Genomic DNA, 24,047 nt, shown 5'->3' with positions numbered 1-24,047 from the left:
GCTCAGCCGCTCGGCGGGCCGGGTGGCGGAGCCATGGCCCAGCGGATGGCCTTCGTCAGCGCGTGGCCGGTGGGGCGCACGCAGAGCCGCTCGGTGCGGGGGGCGTAGGGGAGGTCGAGGGGAAGGCGGGCCCAGAGCGGCAGGAGGGAGACCGCGTTCACGGCCAGCAGGGCGTACGGCGGTTTGACGGGCCACGGCAGCGGGGGCTCGCGCAGGATGAAACGCGCCGCCTCCCGGGCCTCGGGGGTCGCCCGCAGCTCGGACCGGTACGCCGTCAGTCGGGCAGCCAGCTCCGCCCGATCGCACGGAGGATCCGGCACGCCGAGTGCGCGGGCGACGCGCGCCGTGTCGGCGAGGTAGCCGTCGCAGCCCTGCGCGCTCAACGGATGGGCGCCGAAGCGCTGATGGGCGCGGAGGAAGCTGTCCACCTCCGCCACGTGCACCCACCCCAGGAGATGCGGGTCGGCGGCGTGGTACCGCTCGCCGGAGGACGTCGTGCCGCGCACGCGTTCGTGCACGGCACGAACCCGTGCCACGGCGTCCTCGGCGTCGCGGGCGGTGCCGTAGGTGGTGACGGCGAGGAAGGTGCTGGTGCGCTGGAGGCGGCCCCAGGGATCGCCGCGGAACCCCGAATGGGCCGCGACGGCGGCCATCGCCAGCGGGTGCAGCGACTGGAGGAGCAGTGCGCTCAGGCCTCCGATGAACATCGAGGCGTCGCCGTGCACGGTACGGATGGGCCGATCGGGCCCGAACCAGCGCGGGCCGGGAGTGCCGTGGATGCGGGCGCGGGTGGCGGGGCCGGAGGGGCCGGCCACCCGGCCGAACAGCCCCGCGCCGATCCGCTCCCGCAAGGTGCGGACCGGGGGCGCGGACGTGTTCATGCCCCCATGGTGCCTCCACACCCGCGCCCTTTGCATGCGGTCCGACCCGTGAGCCCCGACCCGTGAGCCCCGGCCCGCGACCCCGACGCCTCACGACCCGGCCCGGGTGCGGGGGTGGATGGGCCGAGCCGGTGGAACCTGCCCTGTTCCGTTCGGCAGCGACCACCTCACTGCCGGACGCATGAAAATCCATGACGGCCGCAGGAGAGATTCGTCGGCAGTGGCCCGGGGCGACGGTGCCGGGTGCGAGGACGGGTCCGCGCGAGGCGCCGAGGGTCCGGCCGGGCGTCGTACCGGGCCAGAGGGCTCGCCCGGCACCGCGGCCCGGTGGTATGCCGGGGGTATGGAAGCCAAGGGGCCCACCTCGGGGGCGGACGCGATAACGAGGGTGCGCGGCATCAGGGTGGGCCACGCGCAGCTGGCGGGCCGTGGTGCCTTGTCGGGGACGACCGTGGTGCCGGCGCCGAGCGGCGGCGCCGTGGCCGGGGTGGACGTGCGCGGGGGCGGGCCCGGAACGCACGAGACGGACGCGTTGGATCCGCGCAACCTCGTACAGCGGATCGAGGCGGTGGTCCTGACCGGTGGGAGTGCGTACGGACTGGTGGCCGTGCACGGAGTGGTCGGCTGGCTGGAGGAACAGGACCGCGGCCACCGCGTCGGGCCGGGCGTCGGGCAGGTGGTGCCGGTCGTGCCCGGCGCGGCGATCTTCGATCTGGGTCGCGGAGGGGATTTCCGAGCCCGATCCGACGCGGCGCTCGGGCGCGCGGCGGTGGAGTCGGCGGCTCGCACGGCCGTTTCGCCCGGGCGATCCGGCCGGTGCACCTGATGAACGACGGGGACACGGCGTTCGCCCTGGCCACGGGCGAAGTGGAGATCCCCGACGTCGCCGTCATGAACACGGTCCTGGCGGCTGCCGCGGACGCGGTGACGCTCGCCATCGTCCGCGCGGTGCGCGCGGCGCAGGGCCACGACGGCCCGGGGGGCCGCTTCCCCTCCTACCGTGACCTGTACGTACCGCCGACCGGATGAAGGCGCGGCGAGCCCTCACCGGGCCAGGGCCGCGGTTCCACGGTCCGTTCGCCTCGGGCGGCCCCGCCGCCATCGGGCGAGATGGGCGAGCAGGATGCCCCGGGCCGCCCGGAGCGGGGGGATCGGCGGACCCCCGGGGGTGGCCGCCGGGGCTACTCCTCGCGCCTGGCGATCAGTCGGTACGCGTTCGTCAGCCGTAGCCGGCCCGCCAGCGGGCCCGCGACCAACCGGTCCAGGGCGGTCGCCGCCAGCAGCAGCGGCACCCCGGCGAGGAGCACGGCCGTACGCAGCGCCCGACGCCAGGCCCCGGGCGGCGGGGACAGCCACGGCAGGTCCTCGCGCGGGGCGACCGCGTCCAGCGCCACCCACGCGGCGGCCACCAGGTCGACCGGGTCGTGCGCCTGCGTGTGTTCCTCCGCAAGAACCGTGAAACCGCTCTCCACGAGCCGCAGGCGCAGGTTGGCCACCGGCACGAGGTGCAGGTGCTGCGGCTGCAGCCAGGGCAGCCACCAGCGGCCCAGCAATCGCGCGAACCGGCTCTCGGGATCCGGCACGTCGATCACCAGCAGACCACCCGGCCGCAACACGGCGCGGGCGGCCGTCAGTTCGCGCTGCGGCGCGTCGCAGTGCTCCAGGTAGTGGAACATGCTCACGACGTCGTACGAGCCGGGCAGCCGGTCGGCCAGCTCGGGGAACGACCCCCTGCGCCCCAGGCGTACCCGACCGGCCCGCTCGGCGAGCTCCGCGCCGTCGGAACGGTCGAGCCCGTCGAAGGTCACCGCGGGGAGCACGGCGCGGGCGCTCTCGCAGAAGTGGCCGTGGCCGGTGCCGACGTCCAGCCACTCGGCCGCCCCCGCGAGGTGCGGCCGTACGGACAGCGCCCTGGACCGGTAGGACCCGGTACGGCCGCCGAACACGCCGCCGAGCCGCTCCTCACCGAGGCCGTCGTAGAAGTCGCGGTAGTAGAAGGCGAGCCCGCGTTCGTTCAGCCGCGGGTTCTGGAAGAGGTGCCCGCAGTCGTGGCAGCGGTCGAGGGCGAAGTCACCCGGCTTGTGCTGGAACAGGTCGGTGGTGCGCAGGTGCCCACCCAGCCGGGCCGAACCGCACCAGGGACACCGGTGGGCACGCGGCTCGAAGAACACCTCGGTGCCGTCCGCGAGTTCCTTGCGGTAGGCGGCGCGCAGCTCGGCCACCCGGAGCGTACGGGCCTTGCGCGATGCGGAGCTCATGTCTCGTCCTTCCGGCCGTCGGCGAGTCGTTCCAGGTGACGGGCGGCCGCCGGGGCGCCGCCGGCGCTGCGGAAGGCCCGCGCGATCGTACGGGCCGCGGCGCGGGGGCGCGGGTCCCGCAGGACGGTGTCGACGGCCGCTCCGATGCTGTCCGCCCCGGCCCGCGCGAAGCGGATCCGTACGCCGGCCCCGGCGTCGGCCACCTGCCCGGCGATCACCGGCTGGTCGTCGCGGATGGGCGCGACCACCAGGGGGACGCCGTGCCACAGGGCTTCGCACACGGTGTTGTGCCCCGCGTGGCAGATGACGGCGTCGGCGCGGGCCACCAGCTCCAACTGGGGGACCACCGGCAGGGCGATGACGTCCCGGTCCGCAGGACCCGATCCGGACCCGTACCCGGATGCGGCCCCGGACCCGGACCCGAGCGTGCCCTCCGGGTCGACGACGACGGCCTGTACCCGGTCGGCCCGGGCCCGCAACGCCTCGGCCGACCGCTCCAGGAACCGCGCCCCCGCATCGGTGTTCGCGGTCCCCAGGGTGACCAGGACCAGCGAACGTCCCGGATCGAGCCGCTCCCAGGGGAAGGGAGCGGAGGGGCGGGCGGTCAGCGACGGGCCGACCCAGCGCACCCGGTCGCCGCCCCGCACGGCCGGACCCGCCAGCTCCGGCGTGCTGAAGGCGAGAACGAGGTGCGGGGAGAAGCGGGGGTCGCCGCTCCCCGCCGGATCACCGATCCGGGAGCGCAGAGCGCGCAGCAGGGTCTCGTTCCAGGCGGCGACCCGGGGCATGGCCGCCAGGACGTCCGTGAACTCGGCCGAGGTCGTCGCCGAGGTGGCCCACGGCAGCCGCAGGTCCTCGGCGACGAGGGCGCCGGCCAGGGCCTGCTGGTCGGCGACGACCACGTCGGGCCGGAAGGACGCGATCGCCTGCCGCACCCCCGGGGCCATCGCCTCGGCGAGCGGTACGAGGAAACGCTCCCACAGGAACCGCAGTGCCTCCGGCCCGCGGATCTCCGCGGGCCGGGCGACGGGCGGCTCCCCTTCCGGCCCCCGGCCCGCACCGGGAGGCGGGCAGGGATGCACGACGGCGTCCGGTCCCGCGAGCCGGCGTACGAGGGCGGGCTCGCCGGCCCACGCCACCCGGTGGCCCTGGGAGACGAGCGCGGCGGCGACCCCCACGGCCGGGTTGATGTGCCCGACCAGCGGCGGCACCACGAACAGGAAGCGGCTCACCGGGCACGCACCCCGGGGCCGACGGCCGGGCGGGAATGCCGGCCGACCCAGTCCAGCACGAGATCCCGTACCCGGCCGGGCGCCTCCACCAGGACCGAATGCCGGTGGCCGGGCAGCAACTCGGTCGTGCAGTGCGGGAGCAGCGCCCGCATGCGGGGTGCCTGCGCGGCCAGGTCGGAATCGGCGCCGTACACGGCGAGGACCGGGCAACGGATCGCCCGGATGTCATCGTCACCCAGAACCGCGCTCGCCGGGATGTCCCGGGCGAGGGTGGTGTCGCGCACGAGCCGTCCGGCGGACTTCGCCAACCGGGCGGTGTGGCCGCCGTGGTGGGCGGCGATCCAGTCGAGGGCCGCGTCCTCGTTCACGTCCATCTCGTGGCGGACCCGTTCCAGCAGCCCGGCGAGCTTGACCGCCCAGGACGCGGTGGCCGGCTCCGACTCGATCACCACCATGCCGGCGACCCGCTCCGGCCGACGCAGGGCCTGGCCGAACGCGACCGTCCCGCCGTACGAGTTGCCCACCAGGTGCACCGGGGTCCGTACGTCGAGCCGGTCCAGGAGCGCGTCCAGGTCGTCGACGAACGCCCCGAGCGTGTATCCGCGCTGCGGCCGGCCGCTGCGGCCGTGGCCGCGGTGGTCGTACATGACGACGTCCAGACCGGCCGCGGCGAACGCCGGGGCGACGGTGAAGTAGTAGCTGGCCAGGCTGTCGGTGAGCAGGCCGTGGAGCAGTACGACGGTGGCGCCGGCGGCAGGCCCCGTGGCCGTGGGGCGGGCGGGCAGGCGCTGGACGTGCAGCCGGACGTCACCGGTGTCGACGATCGCCATGGCTCAGTCCCGCCCCGCGGCCTTCAGGCACAGGCAGACGTACTCGACGAGCCTGCCGACGCTGAGTTCGATGATCTCCTCCAGCTCCATGGAGGCCACGAACTCGGCGAAGTTGACCAGGCGGCCGTAGCGGTCCTCCAGGAGCCCGGCGAGGGTGACGAGGTCGATGCTCTCCAGTTCGAGGTCGCGACCGAACCTGGTGTCCATCCCGATCTCGGTGTCGTCGAGTCCGTATTCGCCGAGGACCTGTTCGATCATGACCGTCAGATCGGCGAGGACCGACGCCTCGTCGGCGCGTACGGAGTCGGCGCCTACGGAGTCGGCGGCCACCGATGCGTCCGGCACGGATGCGTCGGGCACGGGATCGGCGCGCACGCGGTCGGCGGGCCAGGGTTCGGCGGGCGCGGGGCCGCCGGGCCGGGTGGTGGTCACGTCTGGTTCCCTTCGTTGCGGATGGTGCCCGCTGCCGGCTGGTCCGGGTCCGGGCCGGTGGTCCAGGCCACGACGTACGCCCGCGGTGGCAGTCCGGGCGGGTTCGCGACCCGCTCACAACTCACCCGGTACGTGCGGGCGGGCGCGGACGGTCCCTCCGGTGTGCCCCGCGGGCGCACCGTCACGGTCAGCCGGTCCGCCCGAGCCGCCGTCACCTCGAAGTCGCGGGGCCGGCCGGCCAGGCCGGTGCCCTCGGCCTTGGCGACGGCTTCCTTCGCGGCCCAGAACCGGGTGAACCACACGGCCGGTGATTCCTCGTCGGCGGCGGGCAGGGTCGCCAGCAACTCCCGTTCGGCCGGCGCGAGCGCGGTGGCGACGGTGGCTTCGGCGGGCTCGGAGATCTCCTCGATGTCGATGCCGGGACCGCCCCCGTCGCCGGCGGAGCCGTCCGCCCGGGCCGTCCGGTGTCGGGCGATGGCGACACCGGCCTCGGCGCGGTGCGCGATCGACACCGCCAGCGGCGGGAGGTCCCGGCCGTGGCGCCCCGTGACGTACGGCCGGCCCGACGCCTCGTTGCGGACGAGGAGTTCGGCCGGGTAGACGGGACCCTCGCCGTCCTCCCAGAGCAGGTGGCGCACCGCGTCCTTCGCCGCGATCCGGCCGAGCAACCACTGTCGGCGGCCCCGGGGCGGTCGCCCGGCGTACGTCGTGCGCTCCGGGCCGCCCAGCGCGTTGCGCATGATCAGCTCCCGCGAGGCGAGGTCGGGCCAGCGTTCGTACACCAGCGACCAGCCCCCGGGCCGCGCGGCGGACAGGGTGTTGCGGTCCGGGAACCGCTCGACGGGTCGGGTGGTGGGGTCGTTGTCGAAGCGGCGGTCCTGCCAGCCGGAGAGCTCTGCCCACACCCGGCCGGAGACGGTGAGCACCGCGTCCGCTTCGAGGACCGCGTCCGTGAGGGACACGATCCGGATCACGCACTCCACCGGTGTGCCGGGGGCCGGATGCGGGCCGAAGAAGCGCATCTGCCGCATCCGTACCGGGAAGACCACGGTGCGCTCCGTGTGCGTGGCCATGATCCAGTAGCCGAGCACCTGCCCGACGTTGTCCAGCAGCGCGCCGGGCGCGGGCGGCGTGGTCAACGTGGCGCGCACGTGCCGGTCGCCGATCGCGGACAGCCTGGTCATGCCCCGGTACGCCGGACCGTGGAACATCCACCGCTCGCGGTAGACCTGCTCCGCGGTGTGCGCGGGGACGCGCTCGGAGCCGGGGTCGGGAGGCTCCGGCGCGGCGGGTGCCGGGGCGTGTCGCTCGGCGAGCTCCACCACGGCGCGGGCGTCGGGGCCGAACGACACGGCGACCCGGTCCGCGCCCTGCGGGGTCACGGTGACGGGCACGTCCACGGGTTCGGCGGCCGTGAGCCAGCGGTCGAAGCAGGCGTCGTGCACCGCCACGGCCACGCGGCCGGGTGCGGAGCGCTCGGCGGCCGCCATCAGGTGGGCCACGATCGTGGTGGCGGGCACCACGGGCCACCGGTCGGCGACGTCCGGCCAGCCGGCGCGCTGCGGGAAGAAGCAGTGGTCGAGCAGGTACGGCATCCCGTCCACGCCGACCCGCACGCCCTCCCGCCGGACGGTGGCGCAGGACGCGTCGGTGGGCCGCGCCGGTGGTGGGGCCGCGGCCTGCGCGCTCCGGGGTGCGCGGGCCGCGGAGCCGGTGGGTCGCGGCGCCGGAGGTCGGCGCCCCCCGGCGGCCCGTCCCGCGGCGGCGATCAGGGTCGCGGCCGTCCGCGCGGTTTCGTCCAGCAGGGCGGACAGTTCGGCCGCCACCGGTGAGGCGGACGCGGCCGACGCGAGGACGGCGGCCGGATCACGGGTCAGCGCCGCCACGAGCACGGGATCCGGCGGCAGGTCCACCAGCGCGGCGCCCAGGTCGAGGCGGACGCCCCGCCGGCCCGACCCCCCGGAGTGCGCGGGGGCGGCGGGAACCGGCAACCGGCCCGTCATGCCGTCCGGCCCGGGCCCGTCCAGCGTCCGGGGGTCGGTCTCCGCCCCGGCGGTCCACAGCGCGGTGGCCACCCGGCGGAGCTGCGCCATGCCGGTGCGGTGCGGGGAATTGGCGGCCACGACCAGGTGGTCGCGCCCGGCCAGGGTGTCACCCACGAGGGACCCGAGCTGCCCCGGACCGGCCTGTACGAAGGCGCGGAAGCCGGCCTCGTACAGGGCTTCGGTCAGGGAGCGGAAGCGGACCGGTTCGAGGAGGTGTCGTACGAACAGGGCGCGGACGGCGGCCTCTTCGGCGGGGAAGGGGGCCGCCGTGGTCCCCGACCAGACGGGGACGTGCGGGGCCCGCAGCCGCATCCGGTCCGCGGCCTCCTCGAAGGGGGCCAGGCACGGTTCGAACATCGGGGTGTGGAAACCGGACCGGAACGGCAGGACGCGCACGAGGACCCCCTCGGCGCGCAGCCCGCTCGCGAACGTTTCCACGGCCCCGGGTGGCCCGCACACCATCGACTGGTTCGGGGCGTTGTCGTGGGAGAGGACGACGGACGGGTGCCCACCGCCGGCCAGCAACCGGGCCACCCGGTCCGCATGGGCGCCCACGGCGGCGTACGCGAGGTCGGCGGCCCGTACCGCCTCCGGGTCGAGGGCTGCCATGAAGGCGTCCACGGCCGTCTCCTCGTACAGCCCGCCGACGACCATCGCGGTCCATTCCCCGACGCTGTGCCCGGCGACGGCGTCGGGGACGACGCCGATGCGGCGCAGGGCCGTGTCGAGCAGCCGCCCGACGGCCACGACACCGAGCCCGTGCCGGCCGAGGCCGCCGGGCCCCGCACCCGACTCCCGCCCGTCGGAGAGGGGCGGCCGGGGCAGCCCGAAGTGGTCGGCGATGTCGTCGACCCGGGGCGCGAACTCCCCTTCCAAACCGGGGAACAGGAACGCGGTCCGGCCTCCCTCCGCGCCGCCCAGGAGCGGACGGGGGCTGAAGAAGACGTCGCCGCGCCCCTGCCACGCCTCGCCCTTGGCGACCACACGGCGGGCCAGCGCGAGCCGTTTGGGCGTGGGGCCGACGATGCCCAGCCGTACGGGCCCGCCGGCGCCCGGAGGTGTCGCCGGATCGGGGGCGTCCAGCAGGGCGGCGAGCACCTCGGGCGTCGCCGCGTCCAGGAGCAGCACCCGCTCGCTCTCCGCGACCGCCACCCGGCGGGCCGGGGCGGCGGAGGGGCGATCGCGGACGGCGGGGGCCTGTTCGAGAACGACGTGCGCGTTGATGCCGCCGAACCCGAACGCGTTCACGGCGGCGCGACGCGGCCGCCCCGGCCCGCTCGCCCAGGGCGCCGCCTCGGCCAGCGGGCGGAACCGGGTGGCGGCCAGCGCCGGGTGCGGGTCCTCACAGTGCAGGGTGGGCAACAGGGTGCCGTGGTGGACGGCGAGGGCGGCCTTCACCAGCCCCGCGACCCCGGCCGCCGGCATGGCGTGGCCGATCATCGACTTCACCGAACCGATCACCGCGCGGTCCGCCGGATCCGCCCCGGACGGCAGCGCCGGCCCGAACACGTCCAGGAGCGTGGCCAGTTCGGCCGCGTCACCGGCCGGAGTGGCCGTACCGTGCGCCTCCAACAGCCCGAGGGACCCGGGCTCGGCGGGATCGAGGCCCGCGGCCCGCCACGCCGCCCGCACCGCCCGGCTCTGCCCGGCGGGATCGGGATTGACCAACCCGGAGGCGCGGCCGTCGCTGCTGACGCCGGTGCCCCGGATCACGGCGTACACGCGGTCGCCGTCGCGCTCGGCGTCGGCGAGGCGCTTGAGGACCACCACGCCGGTCCCCTCGCCGATGAGGATGCCGTCGGCGCCCCGGTGGAAGGGGCGGATGCGCTCGCTGGGGGAGAGCGCGCGCAACTGCGAGAAGACGCTCCACAGCGTGATGTCGTGGCAGTGGTGCACGCCCCCGGCCAGCATCACGTCGCAGCGTCCCGAAGCCAGCGCGGACACCGCCTGGTCCACGGCGAGCAGCGACGAGGCGCACGCGGCGTCCACGGTGTACGCCGGGCCGCGCAGGTCGAGCCGGTTCGCGACCCGGGACGCGGCGAGGTTGGGCACCAGCCCGATGGCGTCCTCCGGCCGGTCGGGACCGAGCCGGTCGGTGAACGCCGCCCGCACGCGCTCGAGTTGCTCCGCGTCCAGGTCCGGCACGAGGTCCCCGAGGGTCCGTACGAGTTGCCGGGCCGTACGGACGCGCTGGTCGAGCCGGACCAGCCCCGGCGTGAGGTAGCCGCCGCGCCCCAGCACGATCCCGACCCTGTCGCGGTCGGGCAGCCGCTGCGCGCCGCCCGCGTCCGCCAGGGCGCTCGCCGCGACGTGCAGCGCGATCAGCTGGTCCGGTTCGGTACCGGGCACCGAGTGCGGCATGATCCCGAACCGGGTCACGTCGACCTCGGCGACGGCGTCGACGAAGCCGCCGCGGCGGCAGTACACCCGGTCGGCGGCGGCCGGTTCCGCGGCGCTGCCCGGGTGGTAGTAGTCGCGGTCCCAGCGCCCCGCGGGCACCTCACCGATCACGTCGACGCCGGCCCTCAGGTTGTGCCAGTACGTCGCCAGGTCGGGCGCGCCGGGCAGCATCACCGCCATGCCCGTGATCGCGACGGGGGCGTGGGTGGCGCCCTCGGGGGAGGGGAGGTTCATCTCACCACTCCGAGGCGGTGTGGACGACCGCGCGGACCGTGTCCTCACCCCAGGCGAGCTCCCGCAGCAGGGCCAGGGCGCCCTCCTCGGGATCGATGAGCGAGATCCCGCGCCGCGCGTAGTGGCGGGCCAGTTCGGGACCGACCATGCCGCCGTGGTCCTCCGACGGCGCCCACGGGCCCCAGTGGACGGTCAGCGCGCGTCCCCCGGTCCGTGCGGCCCAGGCGGTGCCGAGTGCCTCCAGCGCGTCGTTGGCCGCCGCGTAGTCCGCCTGGCCCCGGTTTCCGAGCACGGCGGCGATGCTGCCGAACAGCACCACGAACGCGGGCGGTCGGGGCAGCTGGTCCACCGCGGCGAGCAGCGCCGCGGCGCTCTCCGTCTTGGTGCCGAAGACCTGCCCGAACGAGTCGACGGACTTCTCCGCCATCAACCGGTCCTCGATGACCCCGGCGGCGTGGACCACCCCGTCGACGCGCCCGTACTCGGCGTGTATCTCCTTGACCGCCTGGAGCACGGCGGGCGCCTCCCGGCAGTCCACCCTGCGGTAACGGGCCCGACTGCCCGCCGCGTGCAGCGCGTCCAACGTCGCGGTCACCTCGCGCCGGGCCAGGACCAGGTCGGCCGCGCGGTCGACCTCGGCGGGAGCGCCGTAGCGGCCCGTGGCCGCGAGCACGGTCCGCAGGGCCGCCCGGTCGACGGCGCCGGCGGTCTCCGGGTCCTCGGGCCCCTCCGGCGCCGGAGTGCGCCCGAGAAGCTCGATCCGGCACCGGGAGGCGGTCGCGAGGGCCACCGCGCACCGCGCGGTGATCCCCCGGGCGCCGCCGACGAGGACCACGACGCCCTCCCGGTCCAGACCCAGGGCCGCCACCTCTGCCGCGCCCTCCCCGGCCGGCCCCGCTCCCGTGGCGCCGAGGGCGCCGAGCGGCGCGGGGGTCGGCTCCGTCGTGAACCGACCGGCCGGAGTGCGCAGGACCACGGGCACGGCGTCGTCCGCCAGGAGTTCGGCCACCAGCGCGTCCGCCGCGCCGGCCGGTGACTCGGCGGCGCCCAGGTCCAGCCCGACGCTGCGTACGCCGACGGCCGGGTACTCCCGGGCGGCGGAGCGCACCAGGCCGTCCACCCCGGCGGCCCGGACCCCGGGCACCGCGTGGGCGAGGAGCAGCCGTCGGGCTCCGCCGCGCAGGACGTCCCGTACGAGCGGGAAACCGGCCGGGAGGAACGGCGAGCCGTCCTCCCCGAGGGCCGTGAGGACGACGACGCCGTCCACCGACTCGTTCGTCCCACCCGGAACCTGATCGGCCGCGACCACGACCGGCTCGGCGCCGAGCGCGGTCAGGCGGGCGGACAGCTCCGTCGCCACCCCGCGGAAGAGGCCGGCGCCGTCGCCCACGAGGGTGTACCGCGCTCCGGCGAGCCCGGCCCGTCCCGACCCGGTCCCCGGTTCGGGCAGCGCCACCGGCAACATCCGGAACCGGCGGGGGGCGGCGACCAGGAGCGGCCCGTCCGCCGATGCGTCGTGAGGTGACGGTGCCGGTGTCGGCGGTTCCTCCGTCGTCGTGACCTCCGAGGGGGCGATGACACGGGTGACCAGCCAGTGCGCGATGGCCGAGGCGGTTCGGGCCCGGGTGAGCTCTTCGAGCTCCGCGTCGTCCAGGGAGAGCGCGGCGGCTCCGTCGAGAGCGCCGCCCAGGCGCCGGGCCAGCTCACCGGCGATCTCGGCGCGCTTGATGGAGTCGACGCTGAGGTCGGCCTCCAGGTCGAGGTCGGGCTCCACCATGTCCAGGGGGTAACCGGTGCGCTCGCTGATGAGTTCCAGAACCGTACGCAGCACACCCTCCTCGGTGAGAGCCCCGGACCCGGCCGCGGCCGGCGCCGCGACGGCCGGCGCCGCGACGGCCGGCGTCCGCGGTACGGGCACGGGCACGGCGTGCGTCGCGGGAGCCGCCGGGAGCCGCGGTACCACCTGCGGCTCCCGTGGCGCGGTCCCGACCACCAGGGGGCCGGCCTCCGGGGCGGTACCGAGGTAGGCCAGCAGGACGTCGCGCTGCGCCGCGATCATGTCCCGACTGGTCCGGAGGAATTCGGCGACCAGGGCGTCGGCCGTACCGGGCGCCGGTTGACCGGGAGGGGTCGTCACGGGGATCTCCACGATTCGTCGGGCGGGTGCGAGGGCGCCGGGGAGGGTGTCGCCGGCGGCGGTGCGTACGAGGTGTCCGTCGACCGTCCAGCCGGGGCGGCGCGGTGCGGTCGTCCGGTCGATGTCGACGGCGTCCCGGCCCCGGAACATCCAGTCCGTGACCACGGGCAGTCCGGCGGCGGCGAGCCGGGCGAGCGCGTCCAGCAGGTCCGGGAGGCCGCTGCCGGGCCGGGGCTCGCAGGCGACGACGCGGTGGGGGCGGTCGCCGAGGATGTCGGTGACGAGCCGGGTCAGGACCCGGCCCGGGCCCACTTCGACGAAGGTGCGCGCACCCGCCTCGTGCATCGCCTCGATCTGTGCCACGAAGCGCACCGGGGAGCCGATCTGCGCGGCGAGTTCGTCGCGCACGGCGTCGGCGCCGGCTTCGTACGGGCGGGCGGTGCGGTTCGCCCACACCGGGAACTCGGCGGCTTCGAGGAGTTGTTGTTCGAGGGCCTGTCGGAAGACGGGGCCGGCGGCGGCGAGCAGCGGACTGTGGAAGGCACACGCGACCGGCAACCGCTTCGCGCCGAGGCCGGCGTCGCGCAGCGAGCGCAGCGCCGCGTCGACCGCGGCGGTCGGGCCCGAAACGACGCTCTGCCGGGGTGCGTTGTGGTTCGCCAGGACGAGCCCCCGCGGCAGCCGCGACCCGAGGACCCGCTCGATCTCCTCGGGTGTGGCCGCGACGGCGGCCATGGCGCCCGGATCGTCACCGGCCGCGCCGAGCACGGCGGCGGCCCGCGCGGCGCTGAGGCCGGGCAGCGCGTCGGCGTCGAGGACGCCCGCGGCGCACAGGGCGACCAGCTCGCCGTAGCTGTGCCCGGCGGCGAGGTCGGGCCGGACACCGGCCCGGGTGAGGACGTCGTACGCGGCGAGTTCCACGATGCCGAGGGCCGGCTGGGCGGCCCGGGTGTCGGTCAGCGCCAGCCGGGCGCGCTCCCGCCCGGCGTCGTCGAACGAGGCCGGCGGGTGCAGGGCGGTCGGAACGTGTTCGGCGCCACCGGTGTCCAGCAGCCGGCCGAGCTCGGGGAAGGTGGTGAACAGGTGCGCCGACATGCCCGGGCGTTGACTGCCCTGACCCGGGAACAGGAACGCCGTGCGGCCGGGGCCGTCCGCCCCCCGCTCCGCGAGGTGGACGTCCGGCGCCGGACCACCGACGCCGCTCCCGGGAAGGACCGCCGAGTCCGGGACGGCGGTCGCGTCGGACGGCACGTCGCCGAGCGCGTCGAGGGCGTCGAGCGCGTGCCCGAGCCGCCGGCACAGATCGGCAGTGTCGTGCGCCACGAAGGCGGCCCGTACGGGGCCCTGGGTGCGGGCGGCGCGGTGCGAGGCCGTGGCGGCCAGGTCACGCAGCCGCCACGGGGCCGTCTCCGATTCGGCCGCGGCGGCGAGGTCGAGCAGCTCGGCGGCGGCGCGGCGGGCCGCGACCGCGGTGGCGCCGCGGAAGGTGAACAGCTCCGCGGGCCAGTCGTCGCGGGAGTGGACCGGCGGCGGCCCGTCGCCGCCGTGCGCGGCGAGCACGACGTGGAAGTTGGTGCCGCCGAAACCGAAGGCGCTCAGCCCCGCGAGCCGCCGTTCGGCCGCGACGGGCCACGGCAGCGCCTCCCGGTGGAAGACGAACGGGCTCTCGCCCTCCTTCCAGCCGGAGACCGGCCGCTCCAGGTGCAGCGTGGGCGGCCGGACCCCGGTGTGCAGGGCGAGCGCGGTCTTGATCAGACCGGCCAGCCCCGCGGCGCACTTGGTGTGCCCGATCTGCGACTTCACCGACCCCAGGACGCACGCGCCGCTCGCCGCACCCGCCTCGGCGAACACCTCCGTGAGCACGCCCAGTTCGGTACGGTCGCCCACCACGGTGCCGGTGCCGTGCGCCTCCACGAGGGTGACCTGCGCGGGCGAGACCCCGGCGTTGCGGTAGGCGCGCTCCAGGGCGGCGCGCTGGCCCTCGGGACGGGGCGCCGTCAGCCCGAGCGAGCGGCCGTCGCTGGAACTGCCGACCCCCTTGATCACGCCGTACACCCGGTCGCCGTCGCGCTCGGCGTCCGCCAGCCGCTTGAGGACGACGCAGGCGACGCCCTCGCCGAGGACGATGCCGTCCGCGCCGGCGTCGAACGGCCGAGATCTGCCGGTGGGCGAGAGCGCGTGCACGGAGGTGAACAGGGCGTAGTCGTTGATGCCGTTGTGCAGGTCGGCGCCCCCGCACAGCATCAGGTCGCTGCTGCCCAGCACCAGTTCCTTGCAGGCGGCGTCGACGGCGGCCAGCGAGGAGGCGCAGGCCGCGTCGACGGTGTAGTTGGCGCCGCGCAGGTCGAGACGGTTGGCCACCCGCCCGGAGATGACGTTGGCGAGCATGCCGGGGAAGGTGTCCTCGGTGAACCGCGGCAACTGCTCGTCGAGTTCGGCGGGGACGTGCCCGTAGTAGGAGGGGAGCACCGCCCGCAGGGTGGTGGCGTTGGACAGGTCGCTGCCCGCCTCGGCCCCGAAGACGACACCGGCCCGCGTACGGTCGAAGGACCGGCCCGCGTCCCCGTACCCGGCGTCCTCCAGGGCGCGCCGGGCCGATTCGAGGGCCAGGAGCTGTACGGGCTCGATGTTGCCCAGCGAGGCCGGCGGGATGCCGTAGCGCAGCGGGTCGAAGGGGATCCGGGGCAGGAAACCACCCCACTTCGAGGCGCTGGCGGCCCCGGGCCCGGGGGAGTGGTGCACGGCCGGGTCCCAGCGCTCCGGGGGCACTTCGGTGACGGCGTCCCGGCCGTCGAGGACGAGCGACCAGAAGGCGGCCAGGTCCGGTGCCTGCGGGAACATGCAGGCCATGCCCACGATCGCCACGTCCAGCGGTGCGGGTACGGGCTCGGCGGCGCGGACCTCCCCGACGGCCGGGCGGATGCGCCGGAGTTCGGCGGACCGCCGGCCGAGGAAGGCGACGGCCCCGTCCGTGACGGACGCGTGCAGCGCGGCGACGGTGGTGGTCGAGCCGCGCAGCACGGCCACCTCGCCGGCCATGAACATGCCCTCGGTGTACTGTCGTTCCTCGTCCACGGGCGCCAAGGCCCCGGCGGCGTCGCGTTCGACGCCCTTGCTGGCGATGCGCAGCCGGCCGACGTTGAGCCGTTCCAGGCGCTCCCAGATCTCGCGCCCGGGCACGCCCTCGGCGCGCAACCCGGCCTCCACGTCCCGGAAGCCGTCGCTGAACGGGCTGGGAACGCACCGGGTGGCGTGCCCGGGGGCGGTGCGCAGCAGCGCCGTCCGCTCCGCGGCGAGGACCTGGCGTTGGAAGAGGGGCCGCACGGCCCCGCAGGCGACGGCTTCCTCGGTGAACAGGTAGGCCGTGCCCATCAGGACACCCACCGCGCAGCCGCGTGCGGTGAGCGGCGCGGCCAGTGCGGCGACCATGGCCGCCGAGCGGGAGTCGTGGACCCCGCCGGCGAGGAACACCTCGATGTCCGGGGCACCGGCCCGGCCCTGCTCGCCGCCCCGATCCTGGTCCATCCAGTCGGCGATCACGGCGAGTTGGGCCTCCCAGAGCGGGAAGCTGTTGCGCGGCCCGACGTGGCCGCCGCATTCTGCGCCCTCGAAGACGAACCGCCGGGCGCCCTGCTCCAGGTACTGGCGCAGCAGTCCGGGGGAGGGCACGTGGAGGAAGGCCTTGATGCCGTCGGATTCCAGGGCCCGCGCCTGCGAGGGTCGGCCCCCGGCGATGATGACGTGGGTGGGCCGGTGGGCGCGTACTGCCTCCAGCTGCGCGGTACGGGTCTCCTCGGGGGCGAAACCCAGTACGCCGACCCCCCAGGGCCGGCCGGTCAGCGCGGCGCCCGCCTCGGCGAGCAGGGCATGGGCCTGGTCACGGCCGGCGAGTGCCAGGGCCAGGAAGGGCAGGGCGCCCTCGTCGGCCACGGCTCGGGCGAAGTCGGCGCCGTCGCTCACGCGGGTCATGGGGCCCTGGGCGATCGGCAGGCGGGTGCCAAGGGCGCGGCCCATGGGTGATCCGGGGAGCAGGACGTCCGCTGCGGTCTCCCCCTCGGTGGCGGCCGACACCGCTTCGGAGACGGCGTGTACGGCGCTCGCGGCGTCGCCGAAGAGGTCCGCGAATCGGGTCGCGAGGAACCCGTCCTGGCCCACGGGCAGCAGCCGCGTGTCCGGGTCCCGGCCGCCGAGCAGGGCCGCCACCCGTTCCGGGTCGTCGGGAAGTTCGTCCGCGGCCCGGGAGCCGGGGGCGCGGCGGTGCAGGAACCGGTGGCCGGCCAGGACGGTGGTCTCCGAGCCGTCCATCCCCCGCAGGACGGCCGCGACGGATTCGGGGACCGCCGACTCGGCCAGGAGCGCGAGTTGGGTGTCGAGCACCACGCCCGCGGCCCCTCCCACCACGGCCGCGGCGGCCGTACCCGGCGCCATGCCGCCGCAGGCCCACACCGGCGGACCGTCGGGGCCGACCATCCGGAGCAATTGTTGGAGCAGGACGAAGGTGCCGAGTTCGCCGATCCGCCCGCCGCACTCGCTGCCGCGCGCGATCAGACCGTGGACGCCGGCGTCCAGGGCGGCTCGTGCCTCGTCCGCCCCGGTCACCTCGGCCAGGACCCGCACGCCGCTGGGCAGCGCGTCGGGACGCCATGTCGCGCCGACGCCGAGCACCAGGGTGTGCGGCGGCGCGCCGTCGCGGGCGAGCTCGTCGAGGGGTAATCGGCACCGCGGACCGACGCGGACCCCGTACCGGCCGGGCAGCCACCTGCGCAGGTCGGCCCACTCCTTCCGGGCCGCGCGGTCCCCGCTCCCGAGGTCCAGCACGCCGAGACCCCCGCCGCGCGTCACGGCGGCCGCCAACCGCGCGTCGGGCTCACCGAAAGGAGTCAATCCAATGACCAGGTCCAGGACGTGCTCTGCCGACGTCATAATTCTCCGAATGTGCGATGCATTACCCGGGGGGAAATTTCGGTCAAACGAAAGCGCCGAAGGAAGGCATGGGGTCGCGCGCGCCCGCAACAGGAATTCGGGCAGTTCGGTGGACGTAGCGAAAGTAGCGGCAAGTTACTGAAGGGTCAACGCTGCGGCCCTGATCCGCAGGGGGTGCCAGGTCGCGGCTCGCCTCCGAAGGGCGGCCCATTCCGGATATCGACGTTCCGCGCGTCATGCGGCAACAGGAATCAAAGGCGTGAATTCAATGGGCATCCGCCTGCGCCTGGACGCCGAAAGTACTGGTCAGTAGGGCTCTCGCCCGGACATGATCGGATGCCGCCCTTCCGGACACCTGTCCGATTACCGTTCCCGGTCGGCCCCGGTCCCGCCGCACGCCGACCGGGTCGGCTCCACGCCGCCCCGGACCCGGCGGGCATCCGAGCGGGAGAGTCGGGGCAGGAGGGACCCATGACTTCTTCCGCCGTCCCCGCCACTCCCGACGAAGACCCGGCCTGCTACGTCGGCCTCGAATCGACGGAGGCCGAACGCCGGGCACGCCTGCGCGGCTGGTCGCCCCTGCGCCTCCTCCCGCCGGGCTCCATGGTGACCCTGGAGTACCTGGAAGGACGCCTCAACTTCGAGGTCGAGGAAGGCAGGGTGCGACGCGCCTGGAAGGGCTGACGGGCGCGACGGGCCCGGCCGAGGCCGTCCGCGCTCCGGTCGGGTTCGAGTCGTTGTCGGGCGGGGTTCAGGTGAGGTCCAGGTCGGCGTGGACCATGTCGTGGTCCGAGTACCGGCTGGGATGCACACGCTGCGCCCGCGCGGTGACGTCCCGCAGGAAGACGTAGTCGAACTTGCTGCGCCAGTCGGTGGTCGGCTCGCACCCCTGGTCGGGCGAGGGGTGGCACCGGGGGTCCGCGTCCGAGGCCAGCGCCCACATCCCGCCGAGTTCGGGCGCGTCCGGCACGGCGTTGAAATCACCGAGAACGATCGCGCGGTCGTGCCGGGCGACCTCCGCGGCGAGCACGCCGATCTGGTCCGCCCGGACGGCCTCCTGTCGTCGTTGGGCGAGGTGCGTGTTGAACACCCTGACGGATCGGCCGTCCACGGTGGTGGTGACCGCCATGTACCCGCGGTCCTCGGATCCGCCGTCGGGGTATTCCACTTGCTTGTGATCCGTCATCGGCGCCGCTGAGAGGATCGCCTGGCCGAAGCCTCCCGGGCTCCACGGCAGTCCGCCGCAACGGTTCCGGTTCTGCAGCACCATGCCGTACTCGACGTGGTAGTCGAGCCCGTAGAAGTTCCTCAGGTACTGCCGGATCTTCTCGACGTCACGCACGCACGCCTCCTGGAGGCCGATGACCTGGGGTGCGTACGTGGCGATCTCCACCGCCCGACCCAGATCGTGCCCCACCCGACCGCACGGGTTGCAGATGTTCCACGTGACGACCCGGTTCGGTACGACGCCTTCGGCGGCGTGGGCGGGCAGCGGCCTGGCGATGAGGGCGCTGCCCGGGGCGCTGGGACCGAGCAGCGCCACGCACGCCACCGCCATGGCTCCCGCCATCCACCACCTCATACCGGTTCCCCTCACCGCGACCTCCTCGGAACGGATGCGGACGGCGCCACCCGGGCCGGGCATCTCGTGCCGAGGGTAGGGGACGGGGCGCCGACGGCGCGTGCCCGCCCGGCGGCACCGGGACGTGCGCGCGGCCTCCGGCGGACGGGTGCGTGAGTCCCCCCGCTGAACCGGCAGCGGAATCGGGCCGTCGCCGTGACAACCGATCGCCGCGCTTCCACGTCCTCCTCGCAGAGCCGTCTCCCGCAGACCGGGTGCGGAGCAAGGTCTTGGAGGAACGTCATCGACATCGCCACCACCCCCGACCGACCCGACCGCGTCGCGCGGCCCCGCCGGACGAACGGGATCGGCAGGGTGCTGCTCGGCGCCGTCGCGGGGATCCTGTTGACCGCCGCGTTCCTGACGGTCCTTTGGTGGCCCCGGACCGAGGTGACGTACAGCAGCACCGCCCCGGCGGCCGTGAAGTACGAGGACGAGGCACCGCACCATCTGGGGCTGGTGCACGAACACACCTTGTCCGGACGGCATTCCTACAAAATGATCATCGGTAGGTATACCGGGGCCTCCTACGGCCACTGGCTGGACGTGGACCCCGTGTTGGGGGCGAAGGGGATCGAATCGACGACATGGACGGAATCCGGAGTACGCGTCCGTTTCCCGACCGGCCACGAAATCTTCGTCCCGGCCCGCTTCTTCCTCCACGGCCGGTAGCCCCGGGCCCGCCCGCTCCCGTCCCAGTCCTCCATCGGGCGTTCGGCGTCATCCGCCACGCCGGAGATCCATCCACCTTCAAGGACCCTTCATGACGCGCTCACTCGACGGCCTCACCTTCGCCCCCCTGGCCGACCAGGCCCCCGGACAGGTCGGTCGGCGGACCCGGTTCGAATACCACGAGCGGGACGGGCGGATCTGGGCCGAGTACGCCGGCGGTGACGTGGTGCGGGGCCACCTGGTCGGCACCCGGGCCGGCGACACCATCGACTTCCGCTACGTCCAGCTCCGCGGCGACGGTACGACCGCCTCCGGGCACTGCGTCTCCCTCGTCACGGAGCTTCCCGACGGCCGCCTGCGCCTGGAGGAGACCTGGACGTGGGAGTCCCGGTCGGGAAGCGGCACCAGCACGGTCGAACAGCTCGGGTCCGACAGCGGGCAGGGCCGGGGCCAGGCCGGCCCCTGACCGGCAGCGGCGCGCGGCGGGCCCCGCTCCGGCCCGCCGCCGCCCCGCCCGCGAACTGCCGGCCGAGGAGACGGCCGATATCCTGAGGTCCTCGCTCGGGGCTCCTCACGAAGGGCAGCGCGATGAACGGGCAGACCAATCGGCGTCGGTGTCTCGTACTCCTCGCGGCTCCGCTCCTCGCCTCCTCCGTTGCCCTCACCCCCGCCCTGGCGGCCACGGGCAGCGCGACGGCGCAGCCGGGAGCCGCGCCCGCGGCGCCCGCCTGCCAATTGCTGCCGGGCGGTAACGCAGGGCCGGGCGGGGCGTCGTCCTACAAGCTCCACCTCGGCGGATTCCCCGCGAACCAGGCCGTACGGGTGGAGGGGCCGAAGACGTCCCTGCAGGTCAAGGTCAACGGCAAGGGCGTACTGGACCGGCAGGGTCTGCGCCACGGCACCTACAGCGTGAGCTACAAGGCCGCCGGGTCCCAGCAGGCCAAGCGCGTCACCTGCGCCACAACGCCACCGCAGAAGCCGGGCGGCGGCAAGCAGGACGTACGGGTCACCAAGGTCGAGGTGGTCATCCTGACGCCGGCCGGCAGCGTCATCGACTGCACCAAGGGCACCACGGCCGAGTTCGACGGCAAGATCACGGCCACCGGAACGGGCAAGGTCCGCTACTACTGGACGTTCGCCTCCAGCTCCACCCCGGTCTCCCCGGGCTCCGTCGACTTCGCTCCGCCCACCACCGGCCACGCCCTGCTGCACGTGGTGGAGGTGCCGCCCCAACCGAACGCCACGACGGTGAGCACCTTCGTGACCCTGCACCTGCCGGACCAGAAGCTGAGCGCGCGGAGCGGGCAGGTGACCTTCACCTGCGAGAAGAAGTGACCCCGCGCCGCCGGACTACTGGCTGGTGAGCTGGAGCACGGCGATGCCCGTCAGCACGGTGGCGCTCGCGGCGATGCGACGGTGACCGAGGCGCTCACGGAAGACGAACGCGCCGATCAGTGCCCCGAAGACGATGCTGGTCTCGCGCAGGGCCGCGATGGTGGAGAGGTCGCCGCGGGACTGCGCCCACACCACGAGCCCGTACGCGAGCAGGGAGAGCAGTCCACCGGCCAGGCCGCGGCCCCACAGCGGCCGCAGCGTCGCGAACAGGGCGGGCCCGCGCCGGGCCCAGGCGATCAGGGGGAGGACGAGTCCCTGGCAGAGGAAGAGCCAGGCGATGTATCCGAAGACGCTCCCGGACACGCGGACGCCGGTGCCGTCCACCAGGGTGTAGGAGGCGATCATCACCCCCGTACCGACCGCGGCGGCGAGGGCCGGGAGCTGGGCGCGGCCGGGCAGGCCGTCGGCCAGGGCGAGTCCGGCCAGACCGCAGGACACCACCGCGATCCCGAGGGCCTGCCCGACGGGCAGGGAGTGGCCGAGGAGGGTCGTGGAGACCAGGGCCACCACGACGGGCGAGGTGCCCCGGGCGGTGGGGTACATCTGGCCGAAGTCACCGAGCTGGTAGGCGCGCAGGAGCAGCAGTTGGTAGGCGACCTGGAGGGTGGCGGAGGCCGCGATGTACGGCCAGGCGGCCGGTGCGGGCGGCGGGGCGAAGCAGACGAGGACGGCGCCGCAGCCGGCGGAGGCGAGGCTGATCAGCGTGAAGCCGGCCAGCTTGTCGCGCAGGCCGTGGGTCAGGCCGTTCCAGGTGGCGTGCAGCACCGCCGAGGCGAGGACGACGACGGGCACGGCGGCCGGGCCCGTCAGGGAGGTCAGGTTGCCGGGCACGCGTGTGCTCCCCACGGTGGTTCCTGGTTCCACGAAGGCCGTCCGGAAGGCCGCGAGAGGTACCGGCACGCCGCGGAGCGTCGAACCGGGTCGCCGAACGTCGTGGAACAGATTTCCCCACTACAGTAGCTCCATGGAAATTCATTCCACCTCGGGGGGCGGGCTCGCCGCTCACATCCGGGCCCACCTGCCCGAGCTGCGCGACACCGAGGCCCGGGTGGCACGGGTCGTTCTGGAGCAGGGCGCGGAGCTGGTGCACCTCAGCGTCAGCGACGTCGCGGCGCTGGCCGGCACCGCGCCGTCCTCGGTCGTACGGGCATGCCAGCGACTGGGGTTCCGCGGGTACCAGGAGCTGAAGATCACCGCTGCCCGGCAGGCACCCGCCCCGGAACCCTCCCGGGAGCGGGACCCGGCCGCCCGCGCCCTCGCCGACACGGTCCGCGCGGCCCAGGAGGCCCTGGGCGGGATCGCGGCCACGGTGTCCCCGGACCGGCTGCGCACGGCGGCCGAACTCGTGGACGCGGCAGCCCGGGTCCTGGTGGTCGGCGCGGGACTGTCCGGGGCCGTCGCACTCGACACCGCCTACAGGCTGCGCGCGCTGGGCAGCGCGGTCGACGCCCCGGCCGACCCGCTGACCGCGCAGCTGGCCGCGTCCCAGCTCACGGCCCCCGCGGTCTGCCTGGCCATCAGCCACACGGGAGCCACGCGCAGCACGGTGGACGCCGCCCGGCGTGCGCGTCGGGCCGGGGCGCAGGTGGTGGCCGTCACCAGCTACGCCCGTTCGCCCCTGAGCGAGACCAGCGACTGCACGCTCGTCGCGGGCGGCCAGGACCTGGTGTTCGGCCTGGAGACCGTCGCCGGACGGCTGGCCCACCTCACCGTGATCGACGCCCTCGCCCTGACCCTGCTGGGGTTGCGGGGGGCGCCGGCCGAGGCGGCCCTGCGCCTCGCCGCCGACGTCACGGTCGACCACTCGTACTGACGGGCCCCCGCCGGACGGCAAAAGGCACGAGAGCGCGCTGAGCGACACCGGCCGGGCGCGGATCCACGGAGTCCTGGCGGCAACGGCTGGAGCGGATCGGGCCGGACCGGATCACCACGGCCTCGCCGAGCGTCACCTACCGCACCCCGGAAGAGGGCATGGCGGACCCGGCAACTCGCCATCCTCACCACCCCCGGAACATCGGCGAGTGAGAAGGTCTCGCAGAATCCATTGCCCTTCACGGCAACGGAGTTATAGCCTCTAACAATCGCTTGAATCTATTTCGCACGGCAGGCCCGGCCATGCGGAGGACCACGCCCGCCCACCCGACGCCCAGGGAGAACGCCATGCCCCGCACCCGCACCCGCTCGGCTGTCCGCGCCGCACTGTGCACCGCTTCGCTCGTCACCGGAATCCTCGGCGCCGGCGCGTTACCCGCCGAGGCGGCGGTCTCCCGCGTCCCGGACCCCACGGCGTCACTCACCTGCCGCGGAGTCGGCGTCGACCCCGACGCCCGCGTCCGCCACCGCGCCGAAATCCTCATCGACGCGCCGCTGCGCACGGTCTGGAAGTTGCAGACCGACATCGAGCGCTGGCCGTCCTGGCAGGCCCCCGTGACATCGGCGGAACGCCTCGACCACGGTCCCCTGCGCCGGGGTTCGGCCTTCCGGTGGACGACCCCGCTGCCGCCCAATCCGACTCCGGCCACCCGTCTGGACATCACCTCCACCGTCGAACAGCTACGGCCGCACTCCTGCCTCCGCTGGACCGGGCCGGGGGTCGGCGAGGGGCTGCACATCGACGGCGTTCACGTCTGGAACTTCGTCCAGACCTCCCGAGGCGTCAGGGTGATCACGGAGGAGACCCACACCGGCCCGCAGGTCGACGCGGACGTACCCACCGCGACCGCCCTGCTCCGGCAGGGCCTCGAAGCCTGGCTGAACGACCTCAAGTCCACCGCGGAGGCCGCCGGCCACCACCGGCCGCGCTGACCCGCGCCCGGCGGGCCCTCCGCCCTCGACGTGACCGGTTGACGGGGTGGGGGGCCCCGGCCGCGGGGGCCCCCCCCCCCCCACCCCCCCCCCCCGGGGGCCCGGGGGGGGGGGGCCCCGGGGGGGCGGGGGGCCCGGGGGGGGGGCCGCCCACACCGGCGCGGCCGCGGCCCGCCAACCCA

15 protein-coding genes and 1 pseudogene are annotated in these 24,047 nt (G+C 75.1%); 7 read left to right on the top strand and 9 right to left on the bottom strand.

All coding sequences use genetic code 11. The features are described 5' to 3' along the window. Positions 1-2: 2 nt before the first annotated feature. Positions 3-881: an oxygenase MpaB family protein gene (locus ACFY0I_RS03115; RefSeq protein WP_388889380.1), complete on the bottom strand. Its 879-nt coding sequence runs from the start codon at positions 879-881 to the stop codon at positions 3-5. A 343-nt stretch (positions 882-1,224) separates the two neighbouring features. On the opposite strand from ACFY0I_RS03115, the pseudogene ACFY0I_RS03110 reads away from it, so the two are divergent. After that, a pseudogene (locus ACFY0I_RS03110) lies at positions 1,225-1,910 on the top strand (P1 family peptidase). 152 nt (positions 1,911-2,062) lie between these two features. Here the strand turns inward: ACFY0I_RS03110 and ACFY0I_RS03105 are convergent. The 6 genes from ACFY0I_RS03105 to ACFY0I_RS03080 form a co-directional block, all read right to left on the bottom strand. After that, positions 2,063-3,139, bottom strand: a complete 1,077-nt coding sequence (locus ACFY0I_RS03105) for a class I SAM-dependent methyltransferase (protein ID WP_388889377.1) — start codon at positions 3,137-3,139, stop codon at positions 2,063-2,065. Further along, on the bottom strand, positions 3,136-4,371 hold the full coding sequence (locus tag ACFY0I_RS03100; RefSeq protein ID WP_388889374.1) for a glycosyltransferase: 1,236 nt from the start codon (positions 4,369-4,371) through the stop codon (positions 3,136-3,138). The genes ACFY0I_RS03105 and ACFY0I_RS03100 overlap by 4 nt, the downstream gene beginning before the upstream one ends. Next, positions 4,368-5,201, bottom strand: a complete 834-nt coding sequence (locus ACFY0I_RS03095) for an alpha/beta fold hydrolase (RefSeq protein WP_388889371.1) — start codon at positions 5,199-5,201, stop codon at positions 4,368-4,370. Before ACFY0I_RS03095 ends, ACFY0I_RS03100 begins: the two co-directional genes overlap by 4 nt. Positions 5,202-5,204: 3 nt before the next feature. Then, positions 5,205-5,459, bottom strand: a complete 255-nt coding sequence (locus tag ACFY0I_RS03090) for an acyl carrier protein (RefSeq protein WP_388890616.1) — start codon at positions 5,457-5,459, stop codon at positions 5,205-5,207. A gap of 170 nt (positions 5,460-5,629) precedes the next feature. Further along, positions 5,630-10,312: a beta-ketoacyl synthase N-terminal-like domain-containing protein gene (locus ACFY0I_RS03085; protein ID WP_388889369.1), complete on the bottom strand. Its 4,683-nt coding sequence runs from the start codon at positions 10,310-10,312 to the stop codon at positions 5,630-5,632. Between the two features lies 1 nt (position 10,313). Continuing rightward, positions 10,314-17,372 carry an SDR family oxidoreductase gene (locus ACFY0I_RS03080; protein ID WP_388889366.1) on the bottom strand — a complete coding sequence of 2,353 codons (7,059 nt, stop codon included), beginning with the start codon at positions 17,370-17,372 and terminating at the stop codon, positions 10,314-10,316. Between the two features lie 471 nt (positions 17,373-17,843). Between ACFY0I_RS03080 and ACFY0I_RS03075 the strand changes: the two genes are divergently transcribed. Continuing rightward, positions 17,844-18,056 carry an I78 family peptidase inhibitor gene (locus ACFY0I_RS03075; protein WP_388889364.1) on the top strand — a complete coding sequence of 71 codons (213 nt, stop codon included), beginning with the start codon at positions 17,844-17,846 and terminating at the stop codon, positions 18,054-18,056. Positions 18,057-18,123: 67 nt separating this feature from the next. Here ACFY0I_RS03075 and ACFY0I_RS03070 read toward each other — a convergent pair whose 3' ends face one another. Then, entirely contained in the window at positions 18,124-18,942 is an 819-nt protein-coding gene (locus ACFY0I_RS03070) for an endonuclease/exonuclease/phosphatase family protein (RefSeq protein ID WP_388889361.1), read from the bottom strand. 207 nt (positions 18,943-19,149) lie between these two features. Between ACFY0I_RS03070 and ACFY0I_RS03065 the strand changes: the two genes are divergently transcribed. The 3 genes from ACFY0I_RS03065 (at position 19,150) to ACFY0I_RS03055 (ending at position 21,000) form a co-directional block, all read left to right on the top strand. Then, complete coding sequence (locus ACFY0I_RS03065) at positions 19,150-19,665, top strand: hypothetical protein (RefSeq protein ID WP_388889359.1); 516 nt, start codon at positions 19,150-19,152, stop codon at positions 19,663-19,665. A 91-nt stretch (positions 19,666-19,756) separates the two neighbouring features. Further along, a complete protein-coding gene (locus tag ACFY0I_RS03060) occupies positions 19,757-20,131 on the top strand; it encodes a hypothetical protein (RefSeq protein WP_388889356.1) in 375 nt (124 codons plus the stop codon). A gap of 122 nt (positions 20,132-20,253) precedes the next feature. After that, positions 20,254-21,000 (top strand): hypothetical protein, encoded by a 747-nt coding sequence (locus ACFY0I_RS03055; RefSeq protein ID WP_388889353.1) that lies wholly within the window; start codon positions 20,254-20,256, stop codon positions 20,998-21,000. Positions 21,001-21,015: 15 nt separating this feature from the next. Here ACFY0I_RS03055 and ACFY0I_RS03050 read toward each other — a convergent pair whose 3' ends face one another. Further along, positions 21,016-21,906: an EamA family transporter gene (locus ACFY0I_RS03050; protein WP_388889351.1), complete on the bottom strand. Its 891-nt coding sequence runs from the start codon at positions 21,904-21,906 to the stop codon at positions 21,016-21,018. Positions 21,907-22,024: 118 nt separating this feature from the next. Between ACFY0I_RS03050 and ACFY0I_RS03045 the strand changes: the two genes are divergently transcribed. Both ACFY0I_RS03045 and ACFY0I_RS03040 read left to right on the top strand, forming a co-directional pair. Continuing rightward, positions 22,025-22,873, top strand: coding sequence for a MurR/RpiR family transcriptional regulator (locus ACFY0I_RS03045; protein ID WP_388889348.1), 849 nt, complete (start codon positions 22,025-22,027; stop codon positions 22,871-22,873). A gap of 347 nt (positions 22,874-23,220) precedes the next feature. Further along, positions 23,221-23,865, top strand: a complete 645-nt coding sequence (locus ACFY0I_RS03040) for an SRPBCC family protein (protein ID WP_388889346.1) — start codon at positions 23,221-23,223, stop codon at positions 23,863-23,865. The last annotated feature ends 182 nt before the right edge of the window (positions 23,866-24,047 follow it).

Source organism: Streptomyces sp. NPDC001568 (assembly GCF_042893755.1).
Lineage (GTDB): Bacteria > Actinomycetota > Actinomycetes > Streptomycetales > Streptomycetaceae > Streptomyces.
The sequence above is the reverse complement of the archived record's forward strand: the minus strand, read 5'-3'. Positions and strand labels throughout refer to the sequence as shown.

Excerpts from the sequence above, each read along its gene's own strand:
- ACFY0I_RS03115 (WP_388889380.1), bottom strand. The coding sequence starts at position 881 with ATGAACACGTCCGCGCCCCCGGTCCGCACCTTGCGGGAGCGGATCGGC.
- ACFY0I_RS03105 (WP_388889377.1), bottom strand. The coding sequence starts at position 3,139 with ATGAGCTCCGCATCGCGCAAGGCCCGTACGCTCCGGGTGGCCGAGCTG.
- ACFY0I_RS03095 (WP_388889371.1), bottom strand. The coding sequence starts at position 5,201 with ATGGCGATCGTCGACACCGGTGACGTCCGGCTGCACGTCCAGCGCCTG.
- ACFY0I_RS03090 (WP_388890616.1), bottom strand. The coding sequence starts at position 5,459 with ATGATCGAACAGGTCCTCGGCGAATACGGACTCGACGACACCGAGATC.
- ACFY0I_RS03085 (WP_388889369.1), bottom strand. The coding sequence starts at position 10,312 with ATGAACCTCCCCTCCCCCGAGGGCGCCACCCACGCCCCCGTCGCGATC.
- ACFY0I_RS03080 (WP_388889366.1), bottom strand. The coding sequence starts at position 17,372 with ATGACGTCGGCAGAGCACGTCCTGGACCTGGTCATTGGATTGACTCCT.
- ACFY0I_RS03075 (WP_388889364.1), top strand. The coding sequence starts at position 17,844 with ATGACTTCTTCCGCCGTCCCCGCCACTCCCGACGAAGACCCGGCCTGC.
- ACFY0I_RS03070 (WP_388889361.1), bottom strand. The coding sequence starts at position 18,942 with ATGGCGGGAGCCATGGCGGTGGCGTGCGTGGCGCTGCTCGGTCCCAGC.
- ACFY0I_RS03060 (WP_388889356.1), top strand. The coding sequence starts at position 19,757 with ATGACGCGCTCACTCGACGGCCTCACCTTCGCCCCCCTGGCCGACCAG.
- ACFY0I_RS03055 (WP_388889353.1), top strand. The coding sequence starts at position 20,254 with ATGAACGGGCAGACCAATCGGCGTCGGTGTCTCGTACTCCTCGCGGCT.
- ACFY0I_RS03045 (WP_388889348.1), top strand. The coding sequence starts at position 22,025 with ATGGAAATTCATTCCACCTCGGGGGGCGGGCTCGCCGCTCACATCCGG.
- ACFY0I_RS03040 (WP_388889346.1), top strand. The coding sequence starts at position 23,221 with ATGCCCCGCACCCGCACCCGCTCGGCTGTCCGCGCCGCACTGTGCACC.